The organism is Alsobacter sp. SYSU BS001988, from assembly GCF_054796215.1.
In genome coordinates this window covers 324,612-347,666 of record NZ_JBTAMK010000003.1, presented here as the reverse complement: position 1 = coordinate 347,666, position 23,055 = coordinate 324,612, and the positions used below count along the sequence as shown (strand labels likewise).

Below are 23,055 nucleotides of genomic sequence, written 5' to 3'. Positions count from 1 at the left end.
GCCTCCCGGGCCCGATCAGGGCTTCGCCACGACCGGCCTGGGATCGGAGCGCGGCAGGAAGCGGGCGCCGCCCGCGGCGTCTCCGCCCGGCGTGACGATGATCCCGCCGCGCGCCTGGGCGCAGCGGGACGCCATGCCGCGATAGCCCTCGAAGGCCTCCAGCACGCGTTCCGAGCGGATCGCGTCCTTGTCGGGGCTCGTCACCACGAGGCGGTCCAGCGCGAACCGATAGGCGCGCAGGCGGCTCTGCAGGCCGATCTCCACCCACGCCGTGAGCGCTTCGTTCTCGGCGATGCGGGCCCCGGCGGCGTAGCGCGTCTCGACGTCGCCCGGCGGAATGGCGGCCAGCGCCTTGGCCCGGACGGCGTCCATCGCGGCCACCCGGCAGGCCAGCGCCGCGAAGGGGGTGACCAGCAGCCGGTCGCTCTCCATGTCCTCGCGCAGCCGCTGGTAGCGCGACCGCGGGGAGACGTCAGGCGCGGCCAGGAGCGCCTCGTAATAGGCGGATTCGGCGGTCAGCCCGTATTCCCGGGGCTGGATGCGCCGGAAGGCGAGGTCCGCCAGCTGCCGGTCGAAGGCCGAGCGTTCCCGGGCGGGCGTCAGGAACCGGTAGGCGCGGCTGCGAAGCTCCTGCTCGTCGTCGGTCAGCAAGGCGGGGGACACAGGCTCGCCCCGCTGCGTCGCCGCGCCCTGCCCGGCCAGCGGCGCGATCGTTTCGCTCCAGAACGTGGGCTTGGGCCGTCCGAAATCGCCGGTCTCGGAGCAGCCGGCCAGGAGCAGGCCCGCGAAGGCGGCCGCCACGCCAGGGCCGCGCAGGGGTCGGCGCGGCGAAAGGATGCGGCCCATGGTGATCCGTTTCAGGCGCCGCGGCTGCGCCTCTGCCGGCGGCCGCCGGCGGCGGGGCGCTTCGGCTCCTCGGGATGCCGCTCGTAGCGCACGCCCGTGAAGAAGAGGATCTGGCCCCTCGGCCCGATCGACGGCTCGATCCGCCGCGTCGAACGCGCAGGAGCCTGGAAAGACAGCACGCGACCCATCACACCCTCCTCCTGCCCGTAACCCGCGATCATCGCCGCGCGCTCAGGAAAGCGAACCTTGGTTAACGGTCTCTTACGATCAGCATTCAACAGCATTCCCGGTATCCAGAATGTGCATTTTGACACGTTGGATCCCTTGCATCGCCCTGGCGCAGCCAAAGGTTCCCGACAGCGTTAACGCGGCGCTAACGGGCGCGCGACTAGCCTCGCCTGCGCCCATTCCAGCCCATGCGAGCCTGCCTGACCATGACCCATATCACCCCGCCTGAACTGCATGGGCTGCTGGCGATCGCGCGCGAGGAAGGGCTCGACATGAAGCCCGTCCTGCTGCGCGTGCTGACGGACCTTTATCTGTCGACCCCGGCCCACACGACCGACGAGGCGGCCCAGTTCCGCGAGATCGCCAGCACGCTCGTCCAGCAGGTGGACGGCGACACCGCCCTGGTGGTCGCCTGCAAGCTCGCGGGCTACGCCCATACGCCGGTCGAAGTCGGCGCGGCCTTCCTGTCGCGCGGCGACGATTCCGCCCGCATCCTGCTCGCCGACGCCCGCTGGCTGCCGGCCGGCGTCCTGATCGAGCAGGCCGCGGTGGGCGATCGCGTCATGGCGGCCGCCGTCGCGGCCCGCGCCGAGATCGATCCGGACCTGGTGCGCCTCCTGCTCGGCCGCGAAGACCCGCTGATCGACGTCACCCTGGCCGCCAACACCTCCCTGGCGCTGCCGGCCGACGTCATGGACCTGCTGCTGGACCGCGCCCGCGACGAGGACGCGATCGCCAAGGCGCTGCTGTCGCGCGGCGACCTGAACGGCGCCGAACGCGCCGTGCTGTATCTGGCGGCCAACAAGGCCGAGCGCCTGAAGATCATCGACGAGGTGGAGCGGCTCGTCGCGCTGTCCGGCCGCGCGCGCTCGCAGCGCATCGCCCCGCAGGAGTTGGTCGCCCCGATGGAGACGGCCGCCATGTATGGCGACGCCGAATCCTTCGCCACCGTGCTGGCGCTGGGCCTCGGCGCGTCCGTGGCCAAGTCGCAGAAGATCCTGGCGGACCGCTCCGGCGAGGCGCTGGCGCTGGCGCTCCTCTCGCTCGGCTTCAGCGACGAGGTCGCGACGCGCATCTTCATGTTCCGCGACCCCCTGATCGGGCAATCGTCCGAGCGCGTGCACGCCCTCGTGGACCTGTTCCGCAGGGTGTCGCCCCCCGCGGCCGAACGGCTCGTGTCCGCCATGCTGGGCGCCGGCCCGGCCCGGCCGCGCACGGGATCGCACGTGCCCCAGACCGACCAGTCGGAAGCCCCTCACCGCAGCGCCGCCGCCCTGGCGGCCTCGACGACGCAAGCCGGCCGCCGGGCGGGCTAGCCGGGGCGCTAGGCCGGGACCTCGTCCAGGCGGGACAGGCCCGCGCGGTCCTCGACCTCCACGATCCACAGGTCCGTGTCGAAGCGCTGCTCGCGCGCCAGCCGCTCCTCCGCGTCCAGGACGGGGATGGTGGCGGACTGGTGCAGCCGCACGAAGCGCCGTTCCAGGTCGTCTTCCGAAAAGGCGCTCTGCGGCGCCGGCCCGTAGAGGGCGCATGAGCCGTCCAGCCGGTCGACCTTGACGAAGATGGCGCCCGCCTCGGCGGAGCCGCGCCGGCGCAGCACGGCGGGCGCGCCCTCGACGGCGCAGCGGCGGATATAGGCTGCGACGAAGATATCCGAGCGCAGCCTCACCGCGTCACTCGGCCAAAGGGCCGGCCGCGGCGGCGAGCTCGCGGGCGGTGCGGCCGGAGACCTCGCCGGTGGGCGGGAGCTTGCGGTCCCGCTCGAACTTCTCGATCGCCTGGCGGGTGCCGGAGCCGAACACGCCGTCGGTCTTCACCGGCCCGTAGCCGAGCTTGTTCAGCGCCTTCTGGGCCGACAGCACGGCGCGGCTCGGCTCGGAGACGGTCGATCCCGTCTTCAGGATGTCGCCGATGGCGTCCCGCGCCGGGCCGGAGGGCTGGCTGGAGGAGGCCGGCGTCAGCGAGGCCTTTTGCGCCCTCGCCGCATCGCGGGGAGTCTCGGCCGGCGACGCGGGCGAGGCCGGCGTCGCGGCCGAGAGGTCGGCCGGGCGGGAGGGCGGCAGCACGGTCGGGATGCCGGACAGCTTCACCGTCTCGCCGAGCGGACGTCCGAACATGGGCGCCGGATGGGGCGCGTTCTGGAAGGCCAGCGCGTTGATGACGATGCCGACCGCCACGGCCGCGCCGGCTGCCCCCACCGCCGTCGCGCCGGGGTTGCGGAACATCGCCCTGATCCAGGCCGCCCGCGCGGGCTTGCGCTTCGCCCGGGAGGCGCGCCGGGGGCGGCGCTCCTGGCTCAGCACGAAATCGTGGTCGGTGCGGGCGAGGACTTCAGGCACTTTTCTTCACCGTCTGGCTGAGGGCCGAGAGACTCTTGATGGCGATCGCCGCGGGCGCGGGACGGTCGCGCGGACCGATGCTGGCGACCTTGGCGTCGGGCTTGCCCGGCGTCCCCGGGCTGAGCCTGACGCGGCTGTCGAGGCCCAGCCGGACCACCACGCGCGTGCCGACGCCGACGGCGCTCTCGATCTGCATCGAGCCGAAATGCAGGCCCACCAGACCGCGCACGACCGACAGGCCGAGCCCCGTGCCCTCATAGGGCCGGTCGTAGCTGGCGCGGGCCTGGAAGAACGGCTCGCCCAGCCGGGGCAAGTCTTCGGACGCGATGCCGATGCCGGTGTCCTGCACGGCGAAGGCGATGATGTCCCCTTCGCGGCGGACGTCAAGCGTCACGCGCCCGCCGCGGGGCGTGAACTTGATGGCGTTGGACAGCAGGTTGATGAGGATCTGCTTGCAGGCCCGCCGGTCCGCCACGAGCGCCGGCAGGTCGGGATCGACCGTCACCTCGAGCGCCACCTGCGACTGCTCCGCCTTGAGGCGCAGCATCTCGACGGAGACCTCCACCAGGCGGGCGACGTCGAACGGCTCTGTCTGGATGCTCAGCGTCCCGGCGTCGATCTTGGACATGTCCAGCAGCGTGTTGACGACGCTGAGGAGGTGATCGCCCGACACATGGATGATGCGGGCGTAGTCGCGCTGGCGCTGGTCGCCGGAGGGGACGAGGCTCTCGTCGGCCAGCATCTCGGAAAAGCCGATGATGGCGTTCAGCGGGGTCCGCAGCTCGTGGCTCACGGTGGCGAGGAAGCGGTCCTTGAGGGCTGACGCGGCCTCGGCCGCCGCGCGGGCGGAATCGATCTCGGCCTCGTTCTGGCGCTGGGTCGAGACGTCGCGGATGACGCAGACGATCTCGGCGCCCTCCGAGGCCTCCTGGTCGGCCTCGATCTTCCTGCAGCGGATCTCGACCCAGGTGAAGGTCGGCGCGGCCGCCCTGTCGCCGGCTTCGATCTCGCCGTGGCGCATGCGCACCTGCACGCGGCTGAGGGCGCTGCCCGCGCCGGCGTCGGCGAGGGCCATCAGGAATTGCGGGCGGTCGGCCACATGGACGCGCTCGAACAGTCCGCGCCCGTGCAGCGCGGAGGGTGCGACGCCCAGCAGGGCGTGAGCCGACGGGCCGGCATAGAACACCGATCCCTGGGCGTCGTGCCGGGTCACCAGATCGCCGAAGCCGTCCACCAGCAGGCGGTTCTGGGCCGTCAGGCGCCGCTCGCGCACCACCCGGGCGCGCATCTCGCGCTGGGTCAGGAGGGCGATGCACAGCGCGAAGGCCAGGATGGAGGTCTGGATGGCGAGGGTGAGCGGGGCGGCCACGGCCGAGCTGGCCTCGGGGCTGCGGATCTCCATGAGGAAGACGGCGCAGAGCGTCGCCATGGCCAGGCCGGCGGCGTAGCGGATCTCGCGGATGCGGCCGATCATGGCCGCCTCGAGCACCAGGAGCGGCAGTCCCGCCAGCACGGGCGAGGTCGGCCCGTCGCCCAGGCCGGCCATCAACAGGACGGTGGCGGCGGCGACGCCGATGGAGGTGACATGCGCGTTGTGGAGGTGGCCGGTCCTGGACGCGACCACCGCGGTGACGGCCTGGAAGGCGAGGCTGATCACGCCGACGATCGCCGTCAGGCTGACCATGCCGGACATCGCCAGCATGAGCGGCACGGAGGCGAGGCCGACCGCGCCCATGAACAGGCGCGAGCCGATGAACCAGGCGTGCCGCTGCCGCGCCAGGGGCTCGGCGTCGGCGCTGGCGTGAACCAGTTCGCCGAGCTGCTTGCCGATCGCTGCGGTGGGCCAACGCATACGCAACTCGCCTCGGGCGCCTGCACACGCGCCATTCAACACGAGCGGAGCTTCGCAGCCCCGCCTTAAGCGAACGCTAAATGCGGCGTCAAACCGCCGCCGGCGCCCATTGCGGACCCGTCATGCGCCGGGTTCCGTCCGACATGATGAACGAGCCGTTGCCGCGGCGGGCCGGGCGCTTAGCCCGGCCTTAAGGGTGCGTGCGCCAGCATGCGGGCGCTGCAATCAGGACACGCCCCATGGGTCTCGTGCTCAGGACCATCGTCGCCGTGGGCGTCATCTACGCTCTTTCTCCTCTGCGCGAGGCGGATCCGCCCGTGGCCGAGATCGCCGCCGCCGCCAGGAATCGCCTGGCCGCGCAGGCCGAGAGGGCCGTCGGCGCCGCGGTGGAGCGCTGCGTCAGGGACAGGGAGGGCTGCGCTCTGACGGGCGTGGCCGCCCAGGCGGCGGCGTCCGCCCTCATGGGCGGCGACGCCCCGCATGGGGACGAAGCGCCGCCGGCCGCGCGCCGGCGCGACGCCCGGCGCACGCCCTCGCCGCTCCCATAAGCCGCAGCCTTCGCTGTCGCTTTCGGCCCGTCGCCTCTATATGCGTGAGGAACGCAAGGGCCCGGCGGACATGAACGCGACCATCGACGAGATCATCGAGACCTTCGAGCTGCTGGACGACTGGGACGACCGGTACCGGTATCTCATCGAGCTCGGCCGCACGCTGGAGCCGCTGCCTCCCGAGGCGCATACGGACGCCAACAAGGTGCGCGGCTGCGCCAGCCAGGTCTGGCTCGAGGCCTCGTCCCGGACCGCGGCCGACGGGGAGCCGCTGCTGCATTTCCGCGGCGACAGCGACGCCCACATCGTGCGCGGCCTCGTGGCGCTGACGCTGGCGATCTTCTCGGACCATCGGCCCAGCGAGGTGCTGGCGCTGGACGCCCAGCCGGTCTTCGAGCGGCTCGGCCTGTCCGCCCACATCACGCCGCAGCGCTCCAACGGCGTGCGCTCCATGATCGAGCGCATCAAGGCGGACGCCCGGCATGCCCTCGCCTCGGCCTGAGGCTCACTCGGCCAAAGTCGGGCGATAGTCCGCCGCCCCCCACATCCGGACGCCCGTCGAGCGCGCCGGACCGACGGCCTCCACGGCGAGCCCGTAATGCTCGGCCAGGCGGCCCAGCGCCACCGCGAGGACGACCTTGGCGGAGCGCGCCGGCCAGCCCCTCTCCCGCTCGACCTCCTCGAGACCCTTGAGGAACCCGCAGACGTCGATCAGCAGCGCCGCCATCTCGGCGCCGAGCGAGCGGGCCGCATGGTCGCATCGCTGGCGCGCGGCCAATGCGAGATCCGTGACGTGCTCCACCCCGGCGCCGCGGCGCCCGCCTGTCGGGCCGGCGCTCCAGCTCGCCGTGACGCGGGGCAGCACCATGCCGAGCGTCAGGTCGGCGCGGAAGCGCTCCCCGGCGGCGTAGCGCGCATCGTCCAGCAAGGGGCGGCCGTCCTTGCCCGTGCGCCGGCGCAGCCAGGCGAGCGGGCTCTCGGCGTCGTCCATGACGACCGGGGCCTCGCGCCCGTCGATCTCGACCGCGCGCGCGCTCAGCGGCCGGTGCTGGGCCAGGAACGCGTGCTCGGGCGCGGCCTGACGGCGCCGCAGGAACGCCGCGCCCGCCGTGCTGAGCCGCAGCCGGCGATCGTCCCCCCGCCCCGTCCAGCACGCCAGGTCCGACCGGACCAGCGCATCCGCATGGGCGGCCAGGGAGGCGAGCGCCGAGGCCGGACTGCCGTCCGGCAGGGCCGCGAGCTTGGCCAGGAGCCTGAGCGGGCCGGAGGCCCGCGCGCCGGAGACGGCGGACGGCTTTGAAGGCATGTTGTCCTCGCATGTGGTTTGACTGAGGTTTTTATTCTTATATTCTCCCATGAGCCGGCGCGCAAGCGGAGCTGCGTCGGCCGAGACGGGAGAGACGGATGAGAGCGAAATCAGCCGGGATCGGCATGAGGGCGGCGCGATCCGCGCACGAGGCCGTGGAGGCCGGCGCGCGCTTTTACGAGCGCGGGCGGATGCTGTACGGTTGGTGCCGGTCGGACTGGGGTCCGCCCCGGAGGCGGAGCCGGCGCGGACGCGTCGCATCGTGGCGCTTCTGGCGCGCGAACTCAGGGCCGAGCGCGCTCTCGGCCGCGCCGGCCACTGGACCTACGACATCAACCGCCACATCGGGTTGATGCAGGCCTACAAGGCTGAAACCGCAGGGCTGGCGGCCCTGCGCGGCCATCGGCCATGACCCGGCTCAGGGCCATGACCCGGCTCAGGGCCATGACCCGGCGGGGAGCCGGACCGCGATGCGTCCGGCGCTCCGCGCGAACGGCCGGGACCCGGCCTACTTGCCGGCCGCCGGCTTGCGCTTGCGGCGCTGCTGGCCGAGACCCATCTGCTTGGCGAGGTCGGACCGGGCGGCGGCGTAGTTCGGCGCCACCATGGGATAGTCGGCCGGCAGGCCCCACTTCTCGCGATAGTCCTCGGGAGACATCCCGTATTGCGTGCGCAGGTGCCGCTTGAGCGACTTGAACTTTTTCCCATCCTCGAGGCAGACGATGAAGTCCGGCGTGATCGACTTCTTCACCGACACGGCGGGCTTGGGCGCCTCGACCGCGGTCTCCGCCACGCCCGTCGCGAGAGCCAAGAGCGCGCGGTGCACGTCGCCGATGAGGCCCGGCATCTCCGCCACGGTCACGGCGTTGTTGCTGACATAGGCTGCGACGATATCGGCAGCGAGTTCGAGATAGTTCGAAGCTGTCTTCTCTTCTGTCATGTGCTTATAGATCCCCCTCTCGGCCAGTCGGACTTCCGGTCCTGGCATGGTCATGGAAGGCCGGCGGACGCTCCTCTGCGGAAGCTTCGCCGTCCACTTCACGATCCGCCTCGCCCGGTCGGTTGCCCGATTCTCGAAAGGCTCAGCTCAAGCGACGTCTTCAACTCGCCGACGGTCTAGGCCACGTTGTCAACGCATGCAACGAAAAAGGGAAGCTCTACGACCCCCCATGTAGATTCCACATGTGTACTTTCGCCTCACCCCCATGTTGCATCCCGGAATACGGGCAATAGCGTGACCACTCGCGTAAAAATACAACCAGCCGGACCTGTTCCACTCCGGCGTCCACGACCTCGGCCGCAGAGCCGGCGCGTCCGAAGCCGCCCGGCCCCACACCAGACGAGACCAACGCCATGACGACGCCATCCGACGACATGCGGCCCACGCCCCCTCTCGCGCCCCGGCGCGACGCCGTCACGACCGCGCATGGGCGGACGATCGTGGATCCCTATGCGTGGCTGAAGGCCGACAACTGGCAGGAGGTCCTGCGCGATCCCTCCGTGCTGCCCGCCGACATCCGGCGACATCTCGAAGCCGAGAACGCCTATGGGGCGACCGTGATCGGCCGCGTCGGCGAGCTTCACGCCCGGATCGCGGCCGAGATGCGGGCCCGCCTCAAGGAGGACGACTCGTCCGTGCCGGCGCCGGACGGCCCGTTCAGCTACTACACGCGCTACCGCGCCGGCGGGCAGCACCCGCTGGTCTGCCGCAAGCCGAGCGCCGGAGGCGACGAGAGCGTCCTGCTGGACGGAGAGGCCCTCGCGGCCGGCAAGCCGTTCTACCGGCTGGGCCAGCGCCGCCACGCCGACGACCATGCCCTCCTCGCCTGGAGCAGCGACGACGCCGGGTCCGAGTTCTTCACCATCCGGGTGCGCGACGCCGCCGCCCTGCAGGACCTGCCCGACATCGTCGAGGGCGCCACCGGCGAGGTGGTCTGGGCCGCGGACGGCCGCAGCTTCCTCTACGTGAAGCTCGATCCGAACCACCGGCCGAAGCACGTCTATCTGCACCGCCTGGGCGAGCCTGTCGCGAGCGACGTCCTGGTCTATGAGGAAGCCGAGGACGGCTGGTTCGTGAATATCGGCGAAAGCCGCTCCGGCCGGTTCGCCTTCATCGAGATCAGCGACCACGAGACGACGGAGGTCCACGTCCTGGACCGCGCCGACCTGGCCGCGCCGCCCCGCCTGGTGGAGCCCCGCCAGACCGAGTTGCGCTACGAGGTGGAGCACGCCGGCGACCGCTTCGTGATCCTCACCAACGCCGACGGCGCGGAGGACTTCAAGCTCGTCACCGCGCCCCTCGACGCGCCCGGCCGCCGCAACTGGACGGACCTCGTTCCGCACCGCCCCGGCGTGATGATCCTGTCCATGGCGCCGTTTCGCGACTTTCTGGTCCGCACCGAGCGGCAGGACGCGCATCCGCGCATCGTCGTCCGCGCGGCCGACACCGGCGAGGAGCATGCGATCGCGTTCGACGAGGAGGCCTATTCGGTTCGCGCGCAGCCCGGATACGAGTTCGATGCGCCGGCGCTGCGCTTCGTCTACTCGTCGATGACGACCCCGGCCGAGACCTACGACTACGACATGGCCGCCCGGACGCGCCGCCTTCTGAAGCGCCAGGAGGTGCCGTCCGGCCATGACCCGGCCGACTACGTCACGCGCCGGCTGTTCGCCACGGCGCCGGACGGCGAGACCGTCCCGGTCTCGGTCGTCTACCGGGCGGACCGCCCGCAGGGCCCCTCCCCTTGCCTGCTCTACGGCTACGGCGCCTATGGCATTTCGATGCCGGCCGACTTCGACACCGAGTGCCTGTCGCTCGTCGACCGCGGCTTCGTTTACGCGATCGCGCATGTGCGCGGCGGGACCGAGAAGGGCTGGCGCTGGTACCTGTCCGGCAAGCGCGAGCACAAGACCAACACCTTCACCGACTTCATCGCCGCCGCGCAGGCGCTGTGCGACGCCGGGCTGACCGCGCCGGGGCGCATCGTCGCCCAGGGCCGCAGCGCCGGCGGCATGCTGATGGGGGCGGTCGCCAACATGGCGCCGGACCTGTTCGCGGCCGTCGTCGCCGAGGTGCCCTTCGTCGACGTGCTGACCACGATGCTCGACGCCACACTGCCGCTGACGCCGCCGGAATGGCCCGAATGGGGCAACCCCATCGAGAGCGTTGAGGCCTTCGACGCCATCCTGTCCTACTCGCCGGTCGACCAGGTGAGCGCCCAGCGCTACCCCGCCATCCTGGCGGTCGGCGGCCTCACGGATCCGCGAGTGACCTATTGGGAGCCCGCCAAATGGGTGGCGCGCCTGCGCGAGAGCGCCGCGAAGGGCAGCGGGCCCTTCGTGCTGCGCATCGACATGGATTCCGGGCATGGCGGCGCGTCCGGCCGCTTCGACCGCCTGCAGGAAGTGGCGCAGAGCTACGCCTTCGCGGTCGGGGCCGTGCAGGGCCTGCTGACGGCCTGACGCGATCCTCGGGCGGCGTCGACCTACGACGCCGCCGACGTGGCGGCGGGCGCAGGCGAGCCGGAGGCGGGCGCGATCAGCGTCCCGCCCTCGCCCGTCTCCACATAGGTCCGCAACTCGGCCATGGAGTTGAACCGGTACCGGCCCTTCTCGAGCTCGGCCTCGATGCAGCCGTTGGAATACATGAAGTAGTTGACGCCGCCGGACGTGTAGGTCGCCACGACGGTCGGAGGCGCCGGGGGAGCCGCCGGGACGGGCTCGGGCTCCGGCTCATGCTCCGGCTCGGCCTCGGGCTCGGGCTCGTGGCGGCGCTGCTCCGGCGGGGGCGGCGCGTCCCGTTCGGGGCTGAGGCCATGGGCGCCGGCGTCGGACCGCGTGGCGGTCCCGATCCGCTCGACGGCCGGGGCGACGACGGGCGCCGCCGTCACGGGCGCCTTCGGCTCCGGGGCCTCGCCCTTGTCGTCGGAGCGTTCGGCGTCGCGGTCCGGCTCCGGGGCGACCTCGGCCGCGACGACCGCCGGGGCCACGGCCGGCGGTTCGGGCAGGCGCGTCTGCGGGGCCGCGGTTTCGGGCTCGTCGCTGATCTCGGTCAGGGCGCGGCGGATGCGCTTCAGCTCGCGAACCGCCGAGGCGAGGCCCAGCACCACGAAGCCGATGGCGAACAGCGCGCCGCCGGTCTGCAGCCAGGCGGAACCGCTCTCGGCGCGGATATTGTCGGCCCCGTAAAGGCCGGCTGCGGCTCCGGCGAGAATGAGCAGCGCGGCGACGCAGTACAACAGGGCGGTCATGGTTGATCCGGCAATAAACGCGAGGGTCCGCGCTTTCTCGTCGTGACACTCGACAACAGGTCACCTCCTGTCAACTCCAGGGCTGACCGGCCCTTGCGCCGACCGGTTGAAGGAACGCAAGCGCGCCCCACTTCTTCCTCTCAGGGACAGGCGCTTTTCCGCGACGGCCGGGCGTGGGATCCCGGCGGGGACGGCCTTCCGCCCCGACGAATCCCGCTTCCCAGCGAGGCCGAAAGCAGCCTAAGTTCCCCGCCTCTCGGCGCGTCAACGTCCGCGTCGCCCCCGTTCGGGATAAAACTTCGAGGAGATTGCACCATGTCGTTCAGCCTGCCGGATCTGCCCTATTCGCACGACGCGCTGCAGCCCTACATGTCCAAGGAGACGCTCGAGTACCACCACGACAAGCATCACCTCGCCTATGTGAACAACGGCAACAATCTGCTGAAGGGCACGGAATTCGAGGGCAAGTCGCTCGAGGAGATCGTCAAGGGATCGTTCGGGAAGAACCAGGGTCTCTTCAACAACGCCGGCCAACACTACAACCACATGCACTTCTGGAAGTGGATGAAGCCGAATGGCGGCGGATCCATCCCGGGCTCGGTCGAGAAGGCGCTGGTCGACGGCTTCGGCTCGGTCGACAAGGCCAAGGAAGAGTTCATCGCCGCCGGCACGACGCAGTTCGGATCGGGCTGGGCGTGGTTCGCCGTCAAGGACGGCAAGGTCGTCGTCCAGAAGACCCCGAACGGCGAGAGCCCGCTGGTGCACGGCGCGACGCCGATCCTGGGCGTCGACGTGTGGGAGCACTCCTACTACATCGACTACCGCAACCGCCGCCCCGACTACCTCAAGGCCTTCATCGACAACCTGGTGAACTGGGAGTATGTCGAGGAGCTCTATTCCAAGGCGGCCCGGTAAGCCGGAGCGGTCTTGACGTCAGCGAACGGGGCCTCAGGGCCCCGTTTTGCGTGGCGCGGCGCTTCAGGCGCGCGACACGGACTCCAGGAACAGGTCGACCGTGGCGTGCAGCCGGCGCGACTGCTCAGCCACGTCCATGGCCGACTGGTTGACCTGCGCGGCCGACTGGTCGGTCTCGCCCACCACGGCGTCCAGCTCCTTCATGTCGCGCGCGGCGCTTTCGGTGCCGACGGCGGCGCGGGACACGCCCGTGGCGATCTCGCCGGTGGCGGAGGCCTGCTGCTCGACGGCGTGCGCGATCCCGGAGGTGAAGCCCTCGACCTCCTCCATCAGGCGCGAGATCGCCTCGATGGCGTCCACGGCGGAGGCCGTCGCGCCCTGGATGGCGCCGACCTGCTCGGAGATGCGCTCCGTCGCCCGGGCGGTCTGCCCGGCCAGGTTCTTCACCTCGGACGCCACCACCGCGAAGCCCCTGCCCGACTCGCCCGCGCGCGCCGCCTCGATCGTGGCGTTGAGGGCGAGCAGGTTCGTCTGGGCGGCGATCGCCTGGATCAGGCTGACGACCTCGCCGATGTCCTGGGCCTTGCCGGCGAGGCTCTGCACCGTGGAGGTGGTCGCCCGGGTGGTGCTCGCCGCGTCGAACACGACCTGCCGCGCCTTGCTGACCTGCGACTCGATCTCGGTGATGGCGGAGGACAGCTCGTCGGAGGCGCGGGCCACGGTGCGGACGCTCTCGGAGGCGTCCCGGGCCGCCTTGGCGGCCGTCTTGGCGCGCTTGGCCGACTCCGCCGCGATGCCCGTCATGGTGCGGGCCGCGAAGGTCATCTGCTCGCTGTTGGCGGCCACGCTCGACAGGCCCTCGCGCACGGCCGAGCGAAATTGCGCCACCAGCGTGTCAATGCGGTTCTGTCGCGAGGCCTGGCCGTTGCGGTCCATCTCGCTGCGCATCTGCAAAGTCGCGCGCTCCAGGAGGCGATCCTTGAAGACCTGCACGGCGCGCGCCATGTCGCCGATCTCGCCCTGCAGTTGGGTCCCCGGCACCGCGGCGTTCAGGTCCCCGTCGGCGAGCCTGCGCGTGGTGACCGCGAGGTCCCGCACGGGCCGGGTGAGGTGGATCACGGTGATCACGAGCGCGCAGGACAGGACCGCGATGGCGATCAGGCCGATGACCATCGCCACCGTGCGCATGCGCTGCACCCGGGCCTCGGCCCGCTCATGGGAGAACTCGACCAGCAGCGTGGCGTTCGCCCCGTCGCGCGCCGCCGAGAGGTCCGCCCCATAGACCGCCGCCTCCGCCGTCTGGGACCGCCAGGGGCCCGCGCCGGCGGACGCGCCGGCGAGGGCGGCGATGCGGTTGTCGGGGGCGGCGTCACGCACGCCTTTTGCGGTCGAACGGCCGAGGATGCGCCCCTGCGCGTCGACCAGCGCGGCCCATGTCACGTCCGGGTCGCCCGGCAGGCTCGCCAGCACGGCGTTCTGCGCCGCGGCGTCGCCCTTCGCCACGGCCGCCGCCATGATAGGGACCATCACCTGCATGAGATTGGCGTGCTTCGTCGCGAAGCCGTACCGGATGGCGCCGCCGCCCTGGACGCAGGCGCAGGCCACGCACAGGGCCAGCACGAGCGCACCGACGCTCGCAATCACGAGAATGATGGAGCGGTGGAATGTGCGCCACTCGTGATGCTGCACGAATTGTACTCGCGGCCAGTCGGGATCAACTCTCGCGACGTTAGGGCCGCAGCGTAAAAGCAGGGTTAAATCCTCATCATCATCATCTGGCGACAACGCTCAACCGCTCAAGCTTAAGATCCGCCTCGCGCAGCACATGAAGGAACTCGTCGCCGGCGAGGAAATCATGTTCGATTCGACGGGTCAGGGTGACCGGGTCCAGCCCCGCGAGTTCGGCGTCGGGGAAGCCCGGGTGGCACATCACCAGATGGGCCGGGCCGGGGGCGACCAGGAAGCGCGCGAACTGCGCGCCGTAGCCCTGGTCCGGATCGAACGGGCTCACGCCCGAGAACCCTCGATTGGAGGCGATGCCCCGCGCGTCCAGCTGGCGGCCGAAGCCGAGCGCCAGCGCGGCGATCGCCAAGGCCTTCGGCGCGGCGACGCCGCGGGCGAGGATCGCGCCCGGCGTGTCGAACGGGTTGCGGACGATGGGGGGCTCGCCGGGCCACCGCGCCGCGACGGCGCCGAACAGGGCGGCCCGAATCACCGGCAGCACGTGAACGTGCTGATGGCCGTCCACATAGTCCGGCAGGCGCCCGAACGCGTCCGCGAAGGCGTCGACCTGGCGCAGGATCTCGGCTTGCAGCTCGGCCTTGTCGAGACGGCCGGAGAACGCCCTCGCGGCCAGCGTCGACAGGGACGGCAGCGCGCCGCCGCCGCACAGCTTCGGCATCGCGCCGAGGGGCTGGCCCAGCGTCAAATTCACGTGCAGCCCGGCGTCGATGCGTCCATCATGGCCGCGCAGCTCGCCGGCCAGGGCCTTCCAGGCCGGGCGGTTGGTCATCGCCCCGGTTCCGGTGAGGCGGCCGCGCTCGATCAGGTCGAGAATGGACCGGCTCACGCCCTCGGTGAGGGCGTAATCGTCGGCCACGAGGGCGAACGCGGCGGGGCGGTCGGACTGTCGGTAGGAGGGCATCGGGTCCGGGCTGGTCCTCGCCGGGGCGCGCGGCTTGCGCGCCGGCGCAATGTCGGCTCTTTTCGCAGACATAGCACATGCGGCGCACCGCCCGCGCCGACCAGAGACAACGCACGTGACCGACGCCGCCCCCGAGCTCTCCATCGTGGTCCCCGTGTACAACGAGGCCGCCAATGTGGACGCGCTGGTCGCGCGCCTGCGCCCCGTCCTGGACGGCGTCACCGCGTCCTGGGAGATGGTCTTCATCGACGACGGCTCGCGCGACGACACGCTCGCGCGCATCCGCAGCCTCAACGCCGCCGACCCGCGCCTGCGCGCCGTCGCCTTCAGCCGCAATTTCGGCAAGGAGATCGCCATCGCGGCGGGGCTGGACCATGCGCGAGGCCAGGCGACCGTCATCATGGACGCCGACCTGCAGCATCCGCCCGAGATGATCGCGACCTTCGTGCAGAAATGGCGCGAGGGCTACGCCATGGTGTACGGCCAGCGCACCGACCGTCGGGCGGACGGGCCCGTGCGGCGGTGGTTCACGCGCCTGTTCTACCGGCTGTTCGACGCCTTCGGCGAGACGCCCCTGCCGGAGGGCGCCGGCGACTTCCGGCTTCTCGACCGCCGGGCGGTGGACGCGCTGCGCCAGATGGGCGAGCGCGCGCGCTTCTCCAAGGGCCTCTACGCCTGGATCGGGTTCCCGTCGATCGGCGTGCCCTTCGAGGTGGCGGAGCGGGTGCACGGCGTCAGCAAGTTCAACGCCCGCAAGCTGTTCCGCTTCGCCTTCGACGGCATCACGTCCTTCTCCACCCTGCCCTTGAAGCTCTGGACATATGTGGGCGCCTGCGTGTCGGCCTTCTCGCTGATCACCGCGATCTGGATCCTCGTCCAGACCATGATGAGCGGTGTGGACGTGCCCGGCTACGCGTCGCTGATCGTGTCCGTCACCTTTCTGGCCGGCGTGCAGCTCATCTCGCTGGGCGTGATCGGCGAATATATCGGCCGCATCTTCGCGGAGGTGAAGCGCCGCCCCCTCTACATCGTCGGCGACCAGGTCGGCTTCGAGGAACCCCAGGCCATGGCGACGCCCACGCGCCCGGTCGGCGTCGACCGGCGCAGGGCCTGACCCGATGACCGGTTGAGCATGTACAAGAGCATTCTGTCGGTCGGCGGCTTCACGCTGCTGTCGCGCGTCACCGGCGCGCTCCGGGACATGATCATCGCGGCCGTCATGGGCGCGGGCCTGGCCTCGGACGCCTTTTTCGTGGCGCAGAGGCTGCCGAACCATTTCCGCACCATCTTCGGCGAGGGCGCGTTCAACTCCGCCTTCGTGCCGAGTTATTCGGGCGCGCTGGAAAGCCGCGGCGTCGATGCGGCGCGCAGCCTGGCCGGCCGGATCCTGACGCTGCTCACCCTGACCCTGGCGGCCTTCACCCTGGCGGCGCTGGCCTTCATGCCGCAGGTCGTGGCGGTGCTCGCCCCCGGCTTCGCCGACGATCCCGAGAAGTTCCAGCTCACCGTGGCGCTGACGCGGATCACCTTCCCGTATCTGCTGTTCATCACCATCGTGACGCTCGTCTCGGCGGTGCTGAACGCCAATGGACGCTTCGCGGCGGCGGCCGGCGCGCCCATCCTCCTCAATCTGAGCGTCATCGCGGCGCTGCTTGTCGCGTTCTGGTTCCCGAACGCGGCCTATGCGGCCGCCTGGGGGGTGGCCGTCTCGGGCCTGCTGCAGCTGGGCCTCGTCGTCGCCGACGCGGCCCGGGCGGGCTGCATGCCGGCTTTCCGCAAACCCTTTCTCGACAAGGATCTGCGGACCTTCTTCCGCACGCTCGGCCCCGCCATCGTGGGCTCGGCGGGGGTGCAGATCGCCATGTTCGCCGACACGGTGATCGCCTCGCTGCTGCCGACCGGCGCGGTCTCGGCGCTCAACTACGCGGACCGGCTCTACCAGCTCCCCGTGGGCGTGATCGGCATCGCGGCCGGCACGGTCCTGCTCCCGACCATGAGCAAGCGCCTCGCGGCTGGCGACGCCGCCGGGGCCATGGCGGCGCAGAACCGGGCGGTGGCGTTCACCATCGCGCTCTCGGCCCCATTCCTGGTCGCCTTCCTGGCGATCCCGGACCTGGTGATCCGGGCCGTCTTCATGCGGGGCGCCTTCACGATGACGGCGGCCGACGAGGCGGCCGCGGCCCTCGCCGCCTATGGGGTTGGGCTGCCCGCGGTCGTGCTGATCCGGTCGGCGGTGGCGACCTTCTACGCCCGCAAGGACACGGCGACGCCCCTCATCGCGTCATTCTCCGGCATCGCCGTCAACGTGCTGCTGAAGCTCGTGCTCTACAAGCCGATGGGCGCCGCCGGGCTGGCGCTCGCCACCGCCGTCGGGGCCTGGATCAATGTCGGGCTGCTCGTCACGCTGGCGATGCGGCGCGACCTGCTGGCGCCGGATTCCGCGCTGGCGCGCACCTTCGCGGCCGTGGGCGCGGCCGCGCTGGCCCTCGCCGCGGTCGCCCTCATCGGCCGGCAGCCGGTCCAGTCGCTGACGGCCTCCTTGCCGATGCTGCGGAACGAAGCCCAGCTGCTGGCGCTGGGGGCGGCCGGAGCCGCGGTCTACGCAGCCGTGCTGCTGGCCATGTTCAAGGTTTTACGGGTCCCGTTCCGCCGCGCATGACGGCGCCGCCCGCCGGCTCGCAGAGGGCGAAGCCCGGCCTGGGCCGCCAGTCGATCATGAGGCGCGCGAGCCAGGTCCGGCACTCGGCCTCGGTGAAGAAACAGGATTCCGCCGTTCGGGCGTCGGCGAAGATCCGGTCGGACGAGACGTCGAGCGGACGCTCGGCGGCGAGCCTGCCGATCCACAGCGCGCGCGGTCCGTAATAGGGGATCATCACGGTGCAGGATCCGCCGCGTTCGGGACTGTAGCGGATCGGCCGGTCGGCCGCCGCCGGCCCGGCCGCCAGGAGGGCGGCGAGCGCGGCTGCGGTTCGGGGCAGGGACGCAAGCGTGCGAGACGTCATGGGCGCAGCCTAGCGGATTCGCGCCCTGTCGGCCCGCTCGCGTCCTAGCGGCCGGCGTGGGCGAACTCCCAGTAGAGCTCGCGCGCCTTGCGGTAGAGAGGGCCCGGCTGGAGGTCGCGGTCGTCGATGCGGCTCACGGGCTGCACCTTGCCGTAATTGCCCACCGAGAAGATCTCGTCGGCGCCGACGAAGTCCTTGTAGGTCAGGGAGCCCTCGACGACCGTCATGCCGGCCTTGCGGGCGAGCTGAAGGACGCGCTGGCGCGTCACGCCGTTGAGGAACGTGCCGTTCGGGGCGGGCGTCAGCAGCACGCCGTCCTTGCCCATGAAGACGTTCGCGGTGGCGAGCTCGGCGACGTTGCCCAGCATGTCGCAGAGGAGGCAGTTGTCGAAGCCCCGCTTGCGCGCCTCCAGCAGAGCGCGGGCGTTGTTGGGGTAGAGGCAGCCGGCCTTGGCGTTCACCGGCATCGTCTCGATGGTGGGCCGGCGGAACGGCGACAGGGTGATGGCCGATCCTGCCCCCTTGGGCATCGGCGCCTCGTAGATGCACAGGCAGAACTGGGTCGTGTCCGCGTCGGGCGCGACGGCGCTGTGGCTGCCGTCCTCGGGCCAGTACATCGGCCGGATATAGAGCTCGGCCGACGGGCCGAACTTGGCCACGCCCTCGCGGACGAGTTCCGTCATCGCCCCCACCGACATGGTGGCTTTCAGGTTGAGGGCCTCGGCCGAGCGGTTCACCCGGGCGAGGTGCTGGTCGAGGTCGGGCGTCACGCCCTCGAAGGCGCGCGCGCCGTCGAACACCGAGGAGCCAAGCCAGAAGGCGTGAGTGCGCGGCCCCATGATGGGCGGGTTGCCCTCATGCCATCGCCCTTCGAACCAGGTCCAGGTCTGCGACCACTCGGCCATCGTGAACACCTCCAGAACAGTGGCGTGCATCGAAGCGCCCAGCATGCGCCGCGTCAACGCGGTCCTGGGCGGCGAGCCATGAAATTCCATGATCGCCTACGCCACTGCGAATGATCGATGGGCTCATGCACCCTGGCTAAGGCATCTGTTTACTCCCGCGTGTGATGGTGGGCGAACGGGGAGCGCCGGGAGCCGGCGTTCGCGCCGCGGGAGCGCATGATGTCGGATCTGAAGTCCAGGAAGGTCCTGGTCGTGGATGACCAGAAGAGCATGAGAGGCCTTCTTCGTTTCGCCTTGCTGCAGATGGGCTTCGAGACCATCGACGGGGCGGAAAGCGGGGAGGAGGCCATCAAGAAGCTCACCACAGTCCGCTACGACCTCATCATCACCGACATGCACATGGGCGGCGTCTCGGGCCTGGGCCTGCTCAAGGCCATCCGCTCCCACCCGGTGCTGCGCGGCACCCCTGTCATCATGGCGACCAGCGAGACGTCGTCGGACACCGTCCGGCAGGCCAAGATGCTGGGCGTGGACGCCTTCATCCTGAAGCCGGTGGATCCGAACGCGCTGCAGTTGCGGGTGAAGACCGTGCTGAAGGCGGCCTGAGCGCCTTTGGGCTTCGCTGCAACGACGAACGCCGGCGACGACGCCGGCGTTTTGCGTTCTCGGCGCTGAATTCCGCTCAGGCCGCCTGCCCGATGGCGCGGGGCTCCACTTGGGTGCGAACGCCGTCGCCATCCAGCTGGAGCGTCAGCCAGCCGTCCTTCTTCAGGTCGATCACGCTCTGCCCGCCATTCTCGCGGGTGAAGCACGAATAAAGGTCCATGGCCGTCTTGCGCAGCGGGCTCTTGGAGTGGCTCTCGGCGCCCATCACGATCATCGAGGGCCCGATCCGGCGCAGATGGTCGATGCTCACATCCACCCGCTCGCCCGTGGTGATCACGATGTCCAGCGGACGGTTGCCGTCGACCACGACGCAATCGGCCTTGAGGTCCTCGCCGACCGCCTGCGCGATGGCGATCCAGTCGAGGCCGCCCGTCGCTCCCAAGGCCAGCACGGCCTTGGAGCCGGCCGGCCCTTCATGCGCCACGTGCAGGGCCAGCGGGCGCCACTCGCCCCCGTCCATCGGCCGGGGCTTGGCCGCGCCGAACAGGCGGACATTGGTCGCCCCGAAGCCGAGCACGTCGTCGGCCTCCAGCATCTCCACCGGCCTGTCGCCGCGGAACGCCACGTAGCTCGGCGGGTAGCTGACGCCCGCGCCGACGAACTCCACGCAGGTCTTGATGGGGAAGAACTCGTCGATCGCGGCGAGGTCCAGCTTGTTGTCGGCCTCGACCCCGTTATGCGCGTAGTAGTCGATGGCCCCGTCCTCGAGCACCTCGAACAGGCGCTGCAGGACGTCCTGCTGGCTCACCAGTTGGGCGCTGGACCCGAACAGCACGCGCGAACCGTCCTCGCAGGTCACGAGAACCAGTCCGCCGCCGCAGGGATCGATGATGTGAACCTGGGTCGCCGCCATAACGCCTACTCATACACGCCCCGGCATCGGACGCTCCGGGTCCCGCGGGAAACATAGCCCGCGGGCGTTTGCTTAAGCGTTAATGGACGGCTTGCCCGTTATCGGACGAGGCGGGCCGAAGCCCCTCGTCCGGCGCCGCCGGGATCGCCTCACTCCGCCAGGGCGGCGAGGATGCGCGCCCAGGAGCGCGCGCCCTTGTGGAAGCTCTTCACGTCGTATTTCTCGTTGGGCGAATGCACCCGGTCGTCGTCGAGGCCGAAGCCGACCAGCAGGCTGTCGACGCCGAGAGAGCGCTTGAAGTCGCCCACGATCGGGATTGAGCCGCCGCTGCCCAGCGTGATCGGGGCCTTGCCCCACTCCTCCTGCAGGGCGTTGCGGGCCGCCGTAAGCTGCGGCATGTCGTAGGGCAGCTGGATGGCGCGCGAGCCCTTGTGCTTGATGAACTCGACCGAGCAGTCCGCCGGGATTCTGGCGCGCACATGGCGCTCGAAGGCGGCCGTGATCTTGGCCGGGTCCTGGTCGCCAACGAGCCGGAACGAGATCTTGGCCGACGCCTGCCCGGCGATGACCGTCTTGGCGCCCTCGCCCGTATAGCCGCCGATGATCCCGTTGACGTCGCAGGTGGGGCGCGACTGCACCTGCTCGATCAGCATGCGGCCTTTCTCGCCCGCCGGGATGGACAGGCCGACGGGCTTCAGGAAGCTCTCCTCGGTGAGGCCCAGGCCGCGCCACTGCTCCAGCACCTGGCTCGGGGTCTCGGGGACGCCGTCGTAGAAGCCTTCGAGCGTGATGCGCCCGTCGGCGTCGTGCAGGTCGGCGATGATCCGCGCCAGGACCCGGATCGGGTTCTGCGCGCCGCCTCCGAACAGGCCGGAATGGAGATCCCGGTCGGCGCAGCGCACGATGATCTCCTCATAGACCATGCCGCGCAGCGCCGTCGTGATCATGGGCGTGTCCTGGTCCCACATGCCGGTGTCGCAGACCAGCACGACATCCGCCTTCAGTTCGGCCTTATTGGCCTCCACGAATTCCGGCAGGTGCTTGGAGCCGTCCTCCTCGGCGCCCTCCACCAGGAGGGTGATCCCGAGCGGCAGCGATCCCGTCACGGCCTTCCAGGCCCGGCACGCCTCCAGGAACGTCATCACCTGGCCTTTGTCGTCGCAGGCACCGCGCGCCATGATGACCTTGCGGCCGTCCGGCAGCGTGGCGAGCCGCGGCTCGAAGGGCGGCGTCTCCCACAGGTTCAGCGGATCGACCGGCTGGACGTCGTAATGGCCGTAGAACATCACATGCGGCTTGCCGGGCTTCGGCGCGTGGCCGAGCACGACGGGGTGGCCGCCGGTGGGGCGCAGGCCCGCATCCTCGAAACCCAGCGACTTCACGTCCGCGGCCAGCCACTCGGCCGCGCGCTTGCACTCCGCCGCATAGGCCGAGTCGGTGGAAATCGAGGGAATGCGCAAGAAGGCGAACAGCCGCTCCAGCGACGCATCGAGATCAGCGTCGATTTTGGCGAGAACGGCGTCAAGTTGGGACATGGGAACACACTCGCGTTTCAGAAGGCGGCGAGCCTATCAGGGCGAACGCGGGTGGCAAGGAAGCAACCTCCCGCAACCCAGGATTTATGGACATAACAGGCGACTTGTGTCCATAACGGACCATGGCCAAACTGCCCCTCAACATCCAGACGCTCTACGCCGATCTGGAGCAGAGCCTCACCGTGCGCGACGCGCCCGTGGGATCGCCCTACGATCACGAGGTGCACGGACGTCCCTACACCTATCTGTCGGAACGGCAAGGGGTCGCCCGCATCAAGCATTATCTGGGGCCGAAGGACGCGCCGGAGACGTTGGACCGCCTGCGCGCATCCGCCGAGGCCGGGGAACGGGCGAGCCAGCGCCGCGCGCTGGTGCGCCTGCTGAAATCCTTCGGTCTACCCGGCCCCACCACGGCGGTCGGACGCGTCCTCGAAGTGCTCGCGCGCAACGGACTTTTCGACAACGGCGCCGTGCTCGTCGGCACGGTCGCCTACCAGTGCATGGGCGCGCTCGTGGGGCGGACGTTGCCGCTGCACGCCATGGCGACCCAGGACGCGGACCTCGCGACAGGGACGCTGGCGCTTGCGGCCGATCCGTCGTCGCGCGACGGCGCCGATCCCGAAGCGGCCGTCGAGGCGGAAAGGCCCTCGCTGGAGACGCTGCTGCAGCGCGCCGATCCCACGTTCCGCGGCGCTCCCCACCTGAGCAAGGCTGCGCCGCCCGCGCGATTCCAGGCCTCCAACGGGCTGATGGTCGAGGTGCTCGTGCCGCGCCTGCGGCGGAGCGACCCGACGCCGGTTCCCATCAAGCCGCTGCGGGCGGGAGGGCTGCCCCTGCAGCAACTCGACTGGCTCATCGCGCATCCCATGGCGGCGGTGGCGCTGCATGGCGCGGGCGTTCGCGTCCGCGTTCCCCAGCCCGCGCGCTACGCCGTCCACAAGCTGATCGTGGCGCAGAAGCCCGAGCGCAACCCTCAGAAGCGCATCAAGGACCTGACGCAATCAAGCGCCCTGATCGCGGCGCTGCGCGAGCATGACCCCGATGCGCTCGGCGACGCGCTGGCGGACGCCCGCAAGCGCGGCAAGCGGGGCTGGGCCGAGCCGATCGCCACCTCGCTGCGGGCGATCGGCGCGGAGGAATGGCAGAGCTAGCGATGCAAGCCAGCC

At 70.7% G+C, this 23,055-nt stretch carries 24 protein-coding genes; 10 read left to right on the top strand and 14 right to left on the bottom strand.

Translation table 11 applies throughout. The annotated features are described in order from the left end of the window. Window positions 1-15: 15 nt before the first annotated feature. Together ACYVO7_RS08675 and ACYVO7_RS08670 are read right to left on the bottom strand one after the other, a co-directional pair. The gene (locus ACYVO7_RS08675) at window positions 16-846 is read right to left on the bottom strand and encodes a hypothetical protein (protein ID WP_460449425.1); all 831 of its coding nucleotides are present in this window, start codon (window positions 844-846) and stop codon (window positions 16-18) included. Between the two features lie 11 nt (window positions 847-857). Further along, complete coding sequence (locus ACYVO7_RS08670; protein ID WP_460449424.1) at window positions 858-1,130, bottom strand: hypothetical protein; 273 nt, start codon at window positions 1,128-1,130, stop codon at window positions 858-860. 150 nt (window positions 1,131-1,280) lie between these two features. Here ACYVO7_RS08670 and ACYVO7_RS08665 point away from each other — a divergent pair, with 150 nt between their 5' ends. Beyond that, a complete protein-coding gene (locus ACYVO7_RS08665) occupies window positions 1,281-2,390 on the top strand; it encodes a DUF2336 domain-containing protein (protein WP_460449423.1) in 1,110 nt (369 codons plus the stop codon). Between the two features lie 8 nt (window positions 2,391-2,398). Here the strand turns inward: ACYVO7_RS08665 and ACYVO7_RS08660 are convergent, their stop codons facing one another. The 3 genes from ACYVO7_RS08660 to ACYVO7_RS08650 are packed head-to-tail and all read right to left on the bottom strand — an operon-like array spanning window position 2,399 to window position 5,265. Continuing rightward, the gene (locus ACYVO7_RS08660) at window positions 2,399-2,743 is read right to left on the bottom strand and encodes a DUF1491 family protein (RefSeq protein WP_460449422.1); all 345 of its coding nucleotides are present in this window, start codon (window positions 2,741-2,743) and stop codon (window positions 2,399-2,401) included. A 4-nt stretch (window positions 2,744-2,747) separates the two neighbouring features. After that, the gene (locus tag ACYVO7_RS08655) at window positions 2,748-3,413 is read right to left on the bottom strand and encodes a peptidoglycan-binding domain-containing protein (protein ID WP_460449421.1); all 666 of its coding nucleotides are present in this window, start codon (window positions 3,411-3,413) and stop codon (window positions 2,748-2,750) included. Next, window positions 3,406-5,265: a sensor histidine kinase gene (locus tag ACYVO7_RS08650; RefSeq protein WP_460449420.1), complete on the bottom strand. Its 1,860-nt coding sequence runs from the start codon at window positions 5,263-5,265 to the stop codon at window positions 3,406-3,408. Before ACYVO7_RS08650 ends, ACYVO7_RS08655 begins: the two co-directional genes overlap by 8 nt. A 239-nt stretch (window positions 5,266-5,504) precedes the next feature. Between ACYVO7_RS08650 and ACYVO7_RS08645 the strand changes: the two genes are divergently transcribed. Next, the gene (locus tag ACYVO7_RS08645; protein ID WP_460449419.1) at window positions 5,505-5,813 is read left to right on the top strand and encodes a hypothetical protein; all 309 of its coding nucleotides are present in this window, start codon (window positions 5,505-5,507) and stop codon (window positions 5,811-5,813) included. A 70-nt stretch (window positions 5,814-5,883) separates the two neighbouring features. Further along, complete coding sequence (locus ACYVO7_RS08640) at window positions 5,884-6,315, top strand: SufE family protein (RefSeq protein WP_460449418.1); 432 nt, start codon at window positions 5,884-5,886, stop codon at window positions 6,313-6,315. A gap of 3 nt (window positions 6,316-6,318) precedes the next feature. Here the strand turns inward: ACYVO7_RS08640 and ACYVO7_RS08635 are convergent, their stop codons facing one another. Beyond that, window positions 6,319-7,119, bottom strand: coding sequence for a DUF6456 domain-containing protein (locus tag ACYVO7_RS08635; RefSeq protein WP_460449417.1), 801 nt, complete (start codon window positions 7,117-7,119; stop codon window positions 6,319-6,321). A 205-nt stretch (window positions 7,120-7,324) separates the two neighbouring features. On the opposite strand from ACYVO7_RS08635, the gene ACYVO7_RS08630 reads away from it, so the two are divergent. Then, window positions 7,325-7,531 (top strand): hypothetical protein, encoded by a 207-nt coding sequence (locus ACYVO7_RS08630; RefSeq protein ID WP_460449416.1) that lies wholly within the window; start codon window positions 7,325-7,327, stop codon window positions 7,529-7,531. A gap of 96 nt (window positions 7,532-7,627) precedes the next feature. Here the strand turns inward: ACYVO7_RS08630 and ACYVO7_RS08625 are convergent, their stop codons facing one another. Beyond that, window positions 7,628-8,059 (bottom strand): Ros/MucR family transcriptional regulator, encoded by a 432-nt coding sequence (locus tag ACYVO7_RS08625; RefSeq protein WP_460449415.1) that lies wholly within the window; start codon window positions 8,057-8,059, stop codon window positions 7,628-7,630. A gap of 413 nt (window positions 8,060-8,472) precedes the next feature. Between ACYVO7_RS08625 and ACYVO7_RS08620 the strand changes: the two genes are divergently transcribed. Then, window positions 8,473-10,581 (top strand): S9 family peptidase, encoded by a 2,109-nt coding sequence (locus ACYVO7_RS08620; protein ID WP_460449414.1) that lies wholly within the window; start codon window positions 8,473-8,475, stop codon window positions 10,579-10,581. A gap of 23 nt (window positions 10,582-10,604) precedes the next feature. Here ACYVO7_RS08620 and ACYVO7_RS08615 read toward each other — a convergent pair whose 3' ends face one another. Continuing rightward, entirely contained in the window at window positions 10,605-11,369 is a 765-nt protein-coding gene (locus ACYVO7_RS08615) for a hypothetical protein (protein ID WP_460449413.1), read from the bottom strand. Between the two features lie 315 nt (window positions 11,370-11,684). Between ACYVO7_RS08615 and ACYVO7_RS08610 the strand changes: the two genes are divergently transcribed. Then, window positions 11,685-12,284 carry a superoxide dismutase gene (locus ACYVO7_RS08610; RefSeq protein WP_406856828.1) on the top strand — a complete coding sequence of 200 codons (600 nt, stop codon included), beginning with the start codon at window positions 11,685-11,687 and terminating at the stop codon, window positions 12,282-12,284. Between the two features lie 63 nt (window positions 12,285-12,347). On the opposite strand, the gene ACYVO7_RS08605 is transcribed toward ACYVO7_RS08610, so the two are convergent. After that, a complete protein-coding gene (locus ACYVO7_RS08605; RefSeq protein WP_460449412.1) occupies window positions 12,348-13,973 on the bottom strand; it encodes a methyl-accepting chemotaxis protein in 1,626 nt (541 codons plus the stop codon). A gap of 82 nt (window positions 13,974-14,055) precedes the next feature. Beyond that, window positions 14,056-14,928: a ChbG/HpnK family deacetylase gene (locus ACYVO7_RS08600; protein ID WP_460449411.1), complete on the bottom strand. Its 873-nt coding sequence runs from the start codon at window positions 14,926-14,928 to the stop codon at window positions 14,056-14,058. Between the two features lie 115 nt (window positions 14,929-15,043). Here ACYVO7_RS08600 and ACYVO7_RS08595 point away from each other — a divergent pair, with 115 nt between their 5' ends. Beyond that, window positions 15,044-16,042, top strand: coding sequence for a glycosyltransferase family 2 protein (locus ACYVO7_RS08595; protein ID WP_460449410.1), 999 nt, complete (start codon window positions 15,044-15,046; stop codon window positions 16,040-16,042). 18 nt (window positions 16,043-16,060) lie between these two features. Beyond that, the gene (murJ, locus tag ACYVO7_RS08590; protein ID WP_460449409.1) at window positions 16,061-17,587 is read left to right on the top strand and encodes a murein biosynthesis integral membrane protein MurJ; all 1,527 of its coding nucleotides are present in this window, start codon (window positions 16,061-16,063) and stop codon (window positions 17,585-17,587) included. Here the strand turns inward: murJ and ACYVO7_RS08585 are convergent. Together ACYVO7_RS08585 and ACYVO7_RS08580 are read right to left on the bottom strand one after the other, a co-directional pair. Then, window positions 17,553-17,930, bottom strand: a complete 378-nt coding sequence (locus tag ACYVO7_RS08585; protein WP_460449408.1) for a hypothetical protein — start codon at window positions 17,928-17,930, stop codon at window positions 17,553-17,555. The two genes, murJ and ACYVO7_RS08585, sit on opposite strands and share 35 nt — an antisense overlap. 44 nt (window positions 17,931-17,974) lie before the next feature. Further along, entirely contained in the window at window positions 17,975-18,865 is an 891-nt protein-coding gene (locus tag ACYVO7_RS08580; RefSeq protein WP_460449407.1) for a branched-chain amino acid aminotransferase, read from the bottom strand. A gap of 189 nt (window positions 18,866-19,054) precedes the next feature. Here ACYVO7_RS08580 and ACYVO7_RS08575 point away from each other — a divergent pair, with 189 nt between their 5' ends. After that, complete coding sequence (locus ACYVO7_RS08575; protein ID WP_460449406.1) at window positions 19,055-19,441, top strand: response regulator; 387 nt, start codon at window positions 19,055-19,057, stop codon at window positions 19,439-19,441. 76 nt (window positions 19,442-19,517) lie between these two features. On the opposite strand, the gene ACYVO7_RS08570 is transcribed toward ACYVO7_RS08575, so the two are convergent. Both ACYVO7_RS08570 and ACYVO7_RS08565 read right to left on the bottom strand, forming a co-directional pair. Then, complete coding sequence (locus ACYVO7_RS08570; protein WP_460449405.1) at window positions 19,518-20,354, bottom strand: hypothetical protein; 837 nt, start codon at window positions 20,352-20,354, stop codon at window positions 19,518-19,520. A gap of 149 nt (window positions 20,355-20,503) precedes the next feature. Then, window positions 20,504-21,889: a dipeptidase gene (locus tag ACYVO7_RS08565; RefSeq protein ID WP_460449404.1), complete on the bottom strand. Its 1,386-nt coding sequence runs from the start codon at window positions 21,887-21,889 to the stop codon at window positions 20,504-20,506. A gap of 122 nt (window positions 21,890-22,011) precedes the next feature. On the opposite strand from ACYVO7_RS08565, the gene ACYVO7_RS08560 reads away from it, so the two are divergent. Further along, a complete protein-coding gene (locus tag ACYVO7_RS08560; protein WP_460449403.1) occupies window positions 22,012-23,040 on the top strand; it encodes a GSU2403 family nucleotidyltransferase fold protein in 1,029 nt (342 codons plus the stop codon). Window positions 23,041-23,055 lie beyond the last annotated feature (15 nt).

What these genes read in the sequence shown, in the direction of transcription:
- ACYVO7_RS08570 (WP_460449405.1), bottom strand. Translation starts at nt 20,354, where the DNA reads ATGGCGGCGACCCAGGTTCACATCATCGATCCCTGCGGCGGCGGACTG.
- ACYVO7_RS08610 (WP_406856828.1), top strand. Translation starts at nt 11,685, where the DNA reads ATGTCGTTCAGCCTGCCGGATCTGCCCTATTCGCACGACGCGCTGCAG.
- ACYVO7_RS08665 (WP_460449423.1), top strand. Translation starts at nt 1,281, where the DNA reads ATGACCCATATCACCCCGCCTGAACTGCATGGGCTGCTGGCGATCGCG.
- ACYVO7_RS08650 (WP_460449420.1), bottom strand. Translation starts at nt 5,265, where the DNA reads ATGCGTTGGCCCACCGCAGCGATCGGCAAGCAGCTCGGCGAACTGGTT.
- ACYVO7_RS08675 (WP_460449425.1), bottom strand. Translation starts at nt 846, where the DNA reads ATGGGCCGCATCCTTTCGCCGCGCCGACCCCTGCGCGGCCCTGGCGTG.
- ACYVO7_RS08575 (WP_460449406.1), top strand. Translation starts at nt 19,055, where the DNA reads ATGTCGGATCTGAAGTCCAGGAAGGTCCTGGTCGTGGATGACCAGAAG.
- murJ (WP_460449409.1), top strand. Translation starts at nt 16,061, where the DNA reads ATGTACAAGAGCATTCTGTCGGTCGGCGGCTTCACGCTGCTGTCGCGC.
- ACYVO7_RS08640 (WP_460449418.1), top strand. Translation starts at nt 5,884, where the DNA reads ATGAACGCGACCATCGACGAGATCATCGAGACCTTCGAGCTGCTGGAC.
- ACYVO7_RS08615 (WP_460449413.1), bottom strand. Translation starts at nt 11,369, where the DNA reads ATGACCGCCCTGTTGTACTGCGTCGCCGCGCTGCTCATTCTCGCCGGA.
- ACYVO7_RS08635 (WP_460449417.1), bottom strand. Translation starts at nt 7,119, where the DNA reads ATGCCTTCAAAGCCGTCCGCCGTCTCCGGCGCGCGGGCCTCCGGCCCG.
- ACYVO7_RS08600 (WP_460449411.1), bottom strand. Translation starts at nt 14,928, where the DNA reads ATGCCCTCCTACCGACAGTCCGACCGCCCCGCCGCGTTCGCCCTCGTG.
- ACYVO7_RS08670 (WP_460449424.1), bottom strand. Translation starts at nt 1,130, where the DNA reads ATGCTGTTGAATGCTGATCGTAAGAGACCGTTAACCAAGGTTCGCTTT.
- ACYVO7_RS08565 (WP_460449404.1), bottom strand. Translation starts at nt 21,889, where the DNA reads ATGTCCCAACTTGACGCCGTTCTCGCCAAAATCGACGCTGATCTCGAT.
- ACYVO7_RS08645 (WP_460449419.1), top strand. Translation starts at nt 5,505, where the DNA reads ATGGGTCTCGTGCTCAGGACCATCGTCGCCGTGGGCGTCATCTACGCT.
- ACYVO7_RS08620 (WP_460449414.1), top strand. Translation starts at nt 8,473, where the DNA reads ATGACGACGCCATCCGACGACATGCGGCCCACGCCCCCTCTCGCGCCC.
- ACYVO7_RS08560 (WP_460449403.1), top strand. Translation starts at nt 22,012, where the DNA reads ATGGCCAAACTGCCCCTCAACATCCAGACGCTCTACGCCGATCTGGAG.
- ACYVO7_RS08625 (WP_460449415.1), bottom strand. Translation starts at nt 8,059, where the DNA reads ATGACAGAAGAGAAGACAGCTTCGAACTATCTCGAACTCGCTGCCGAT.
- ACYVO7_RS08580 (WP_460449407.1), bottom strand. Translation starts at nt 18,865, where the DNA reads ATGCACGCCACTGTTCTGGAGGTGTTCACGATGGCCGAGTGGTCGCAG.
- ACYVO7_RS08585 (WP_460449408.1), bottom strand. Translation starts at nt 17,930, where the DNA reads ATGACGTCTCGCACGCTTGCGTCCCTGCCCCGAACCGCAGCCGCGCTC.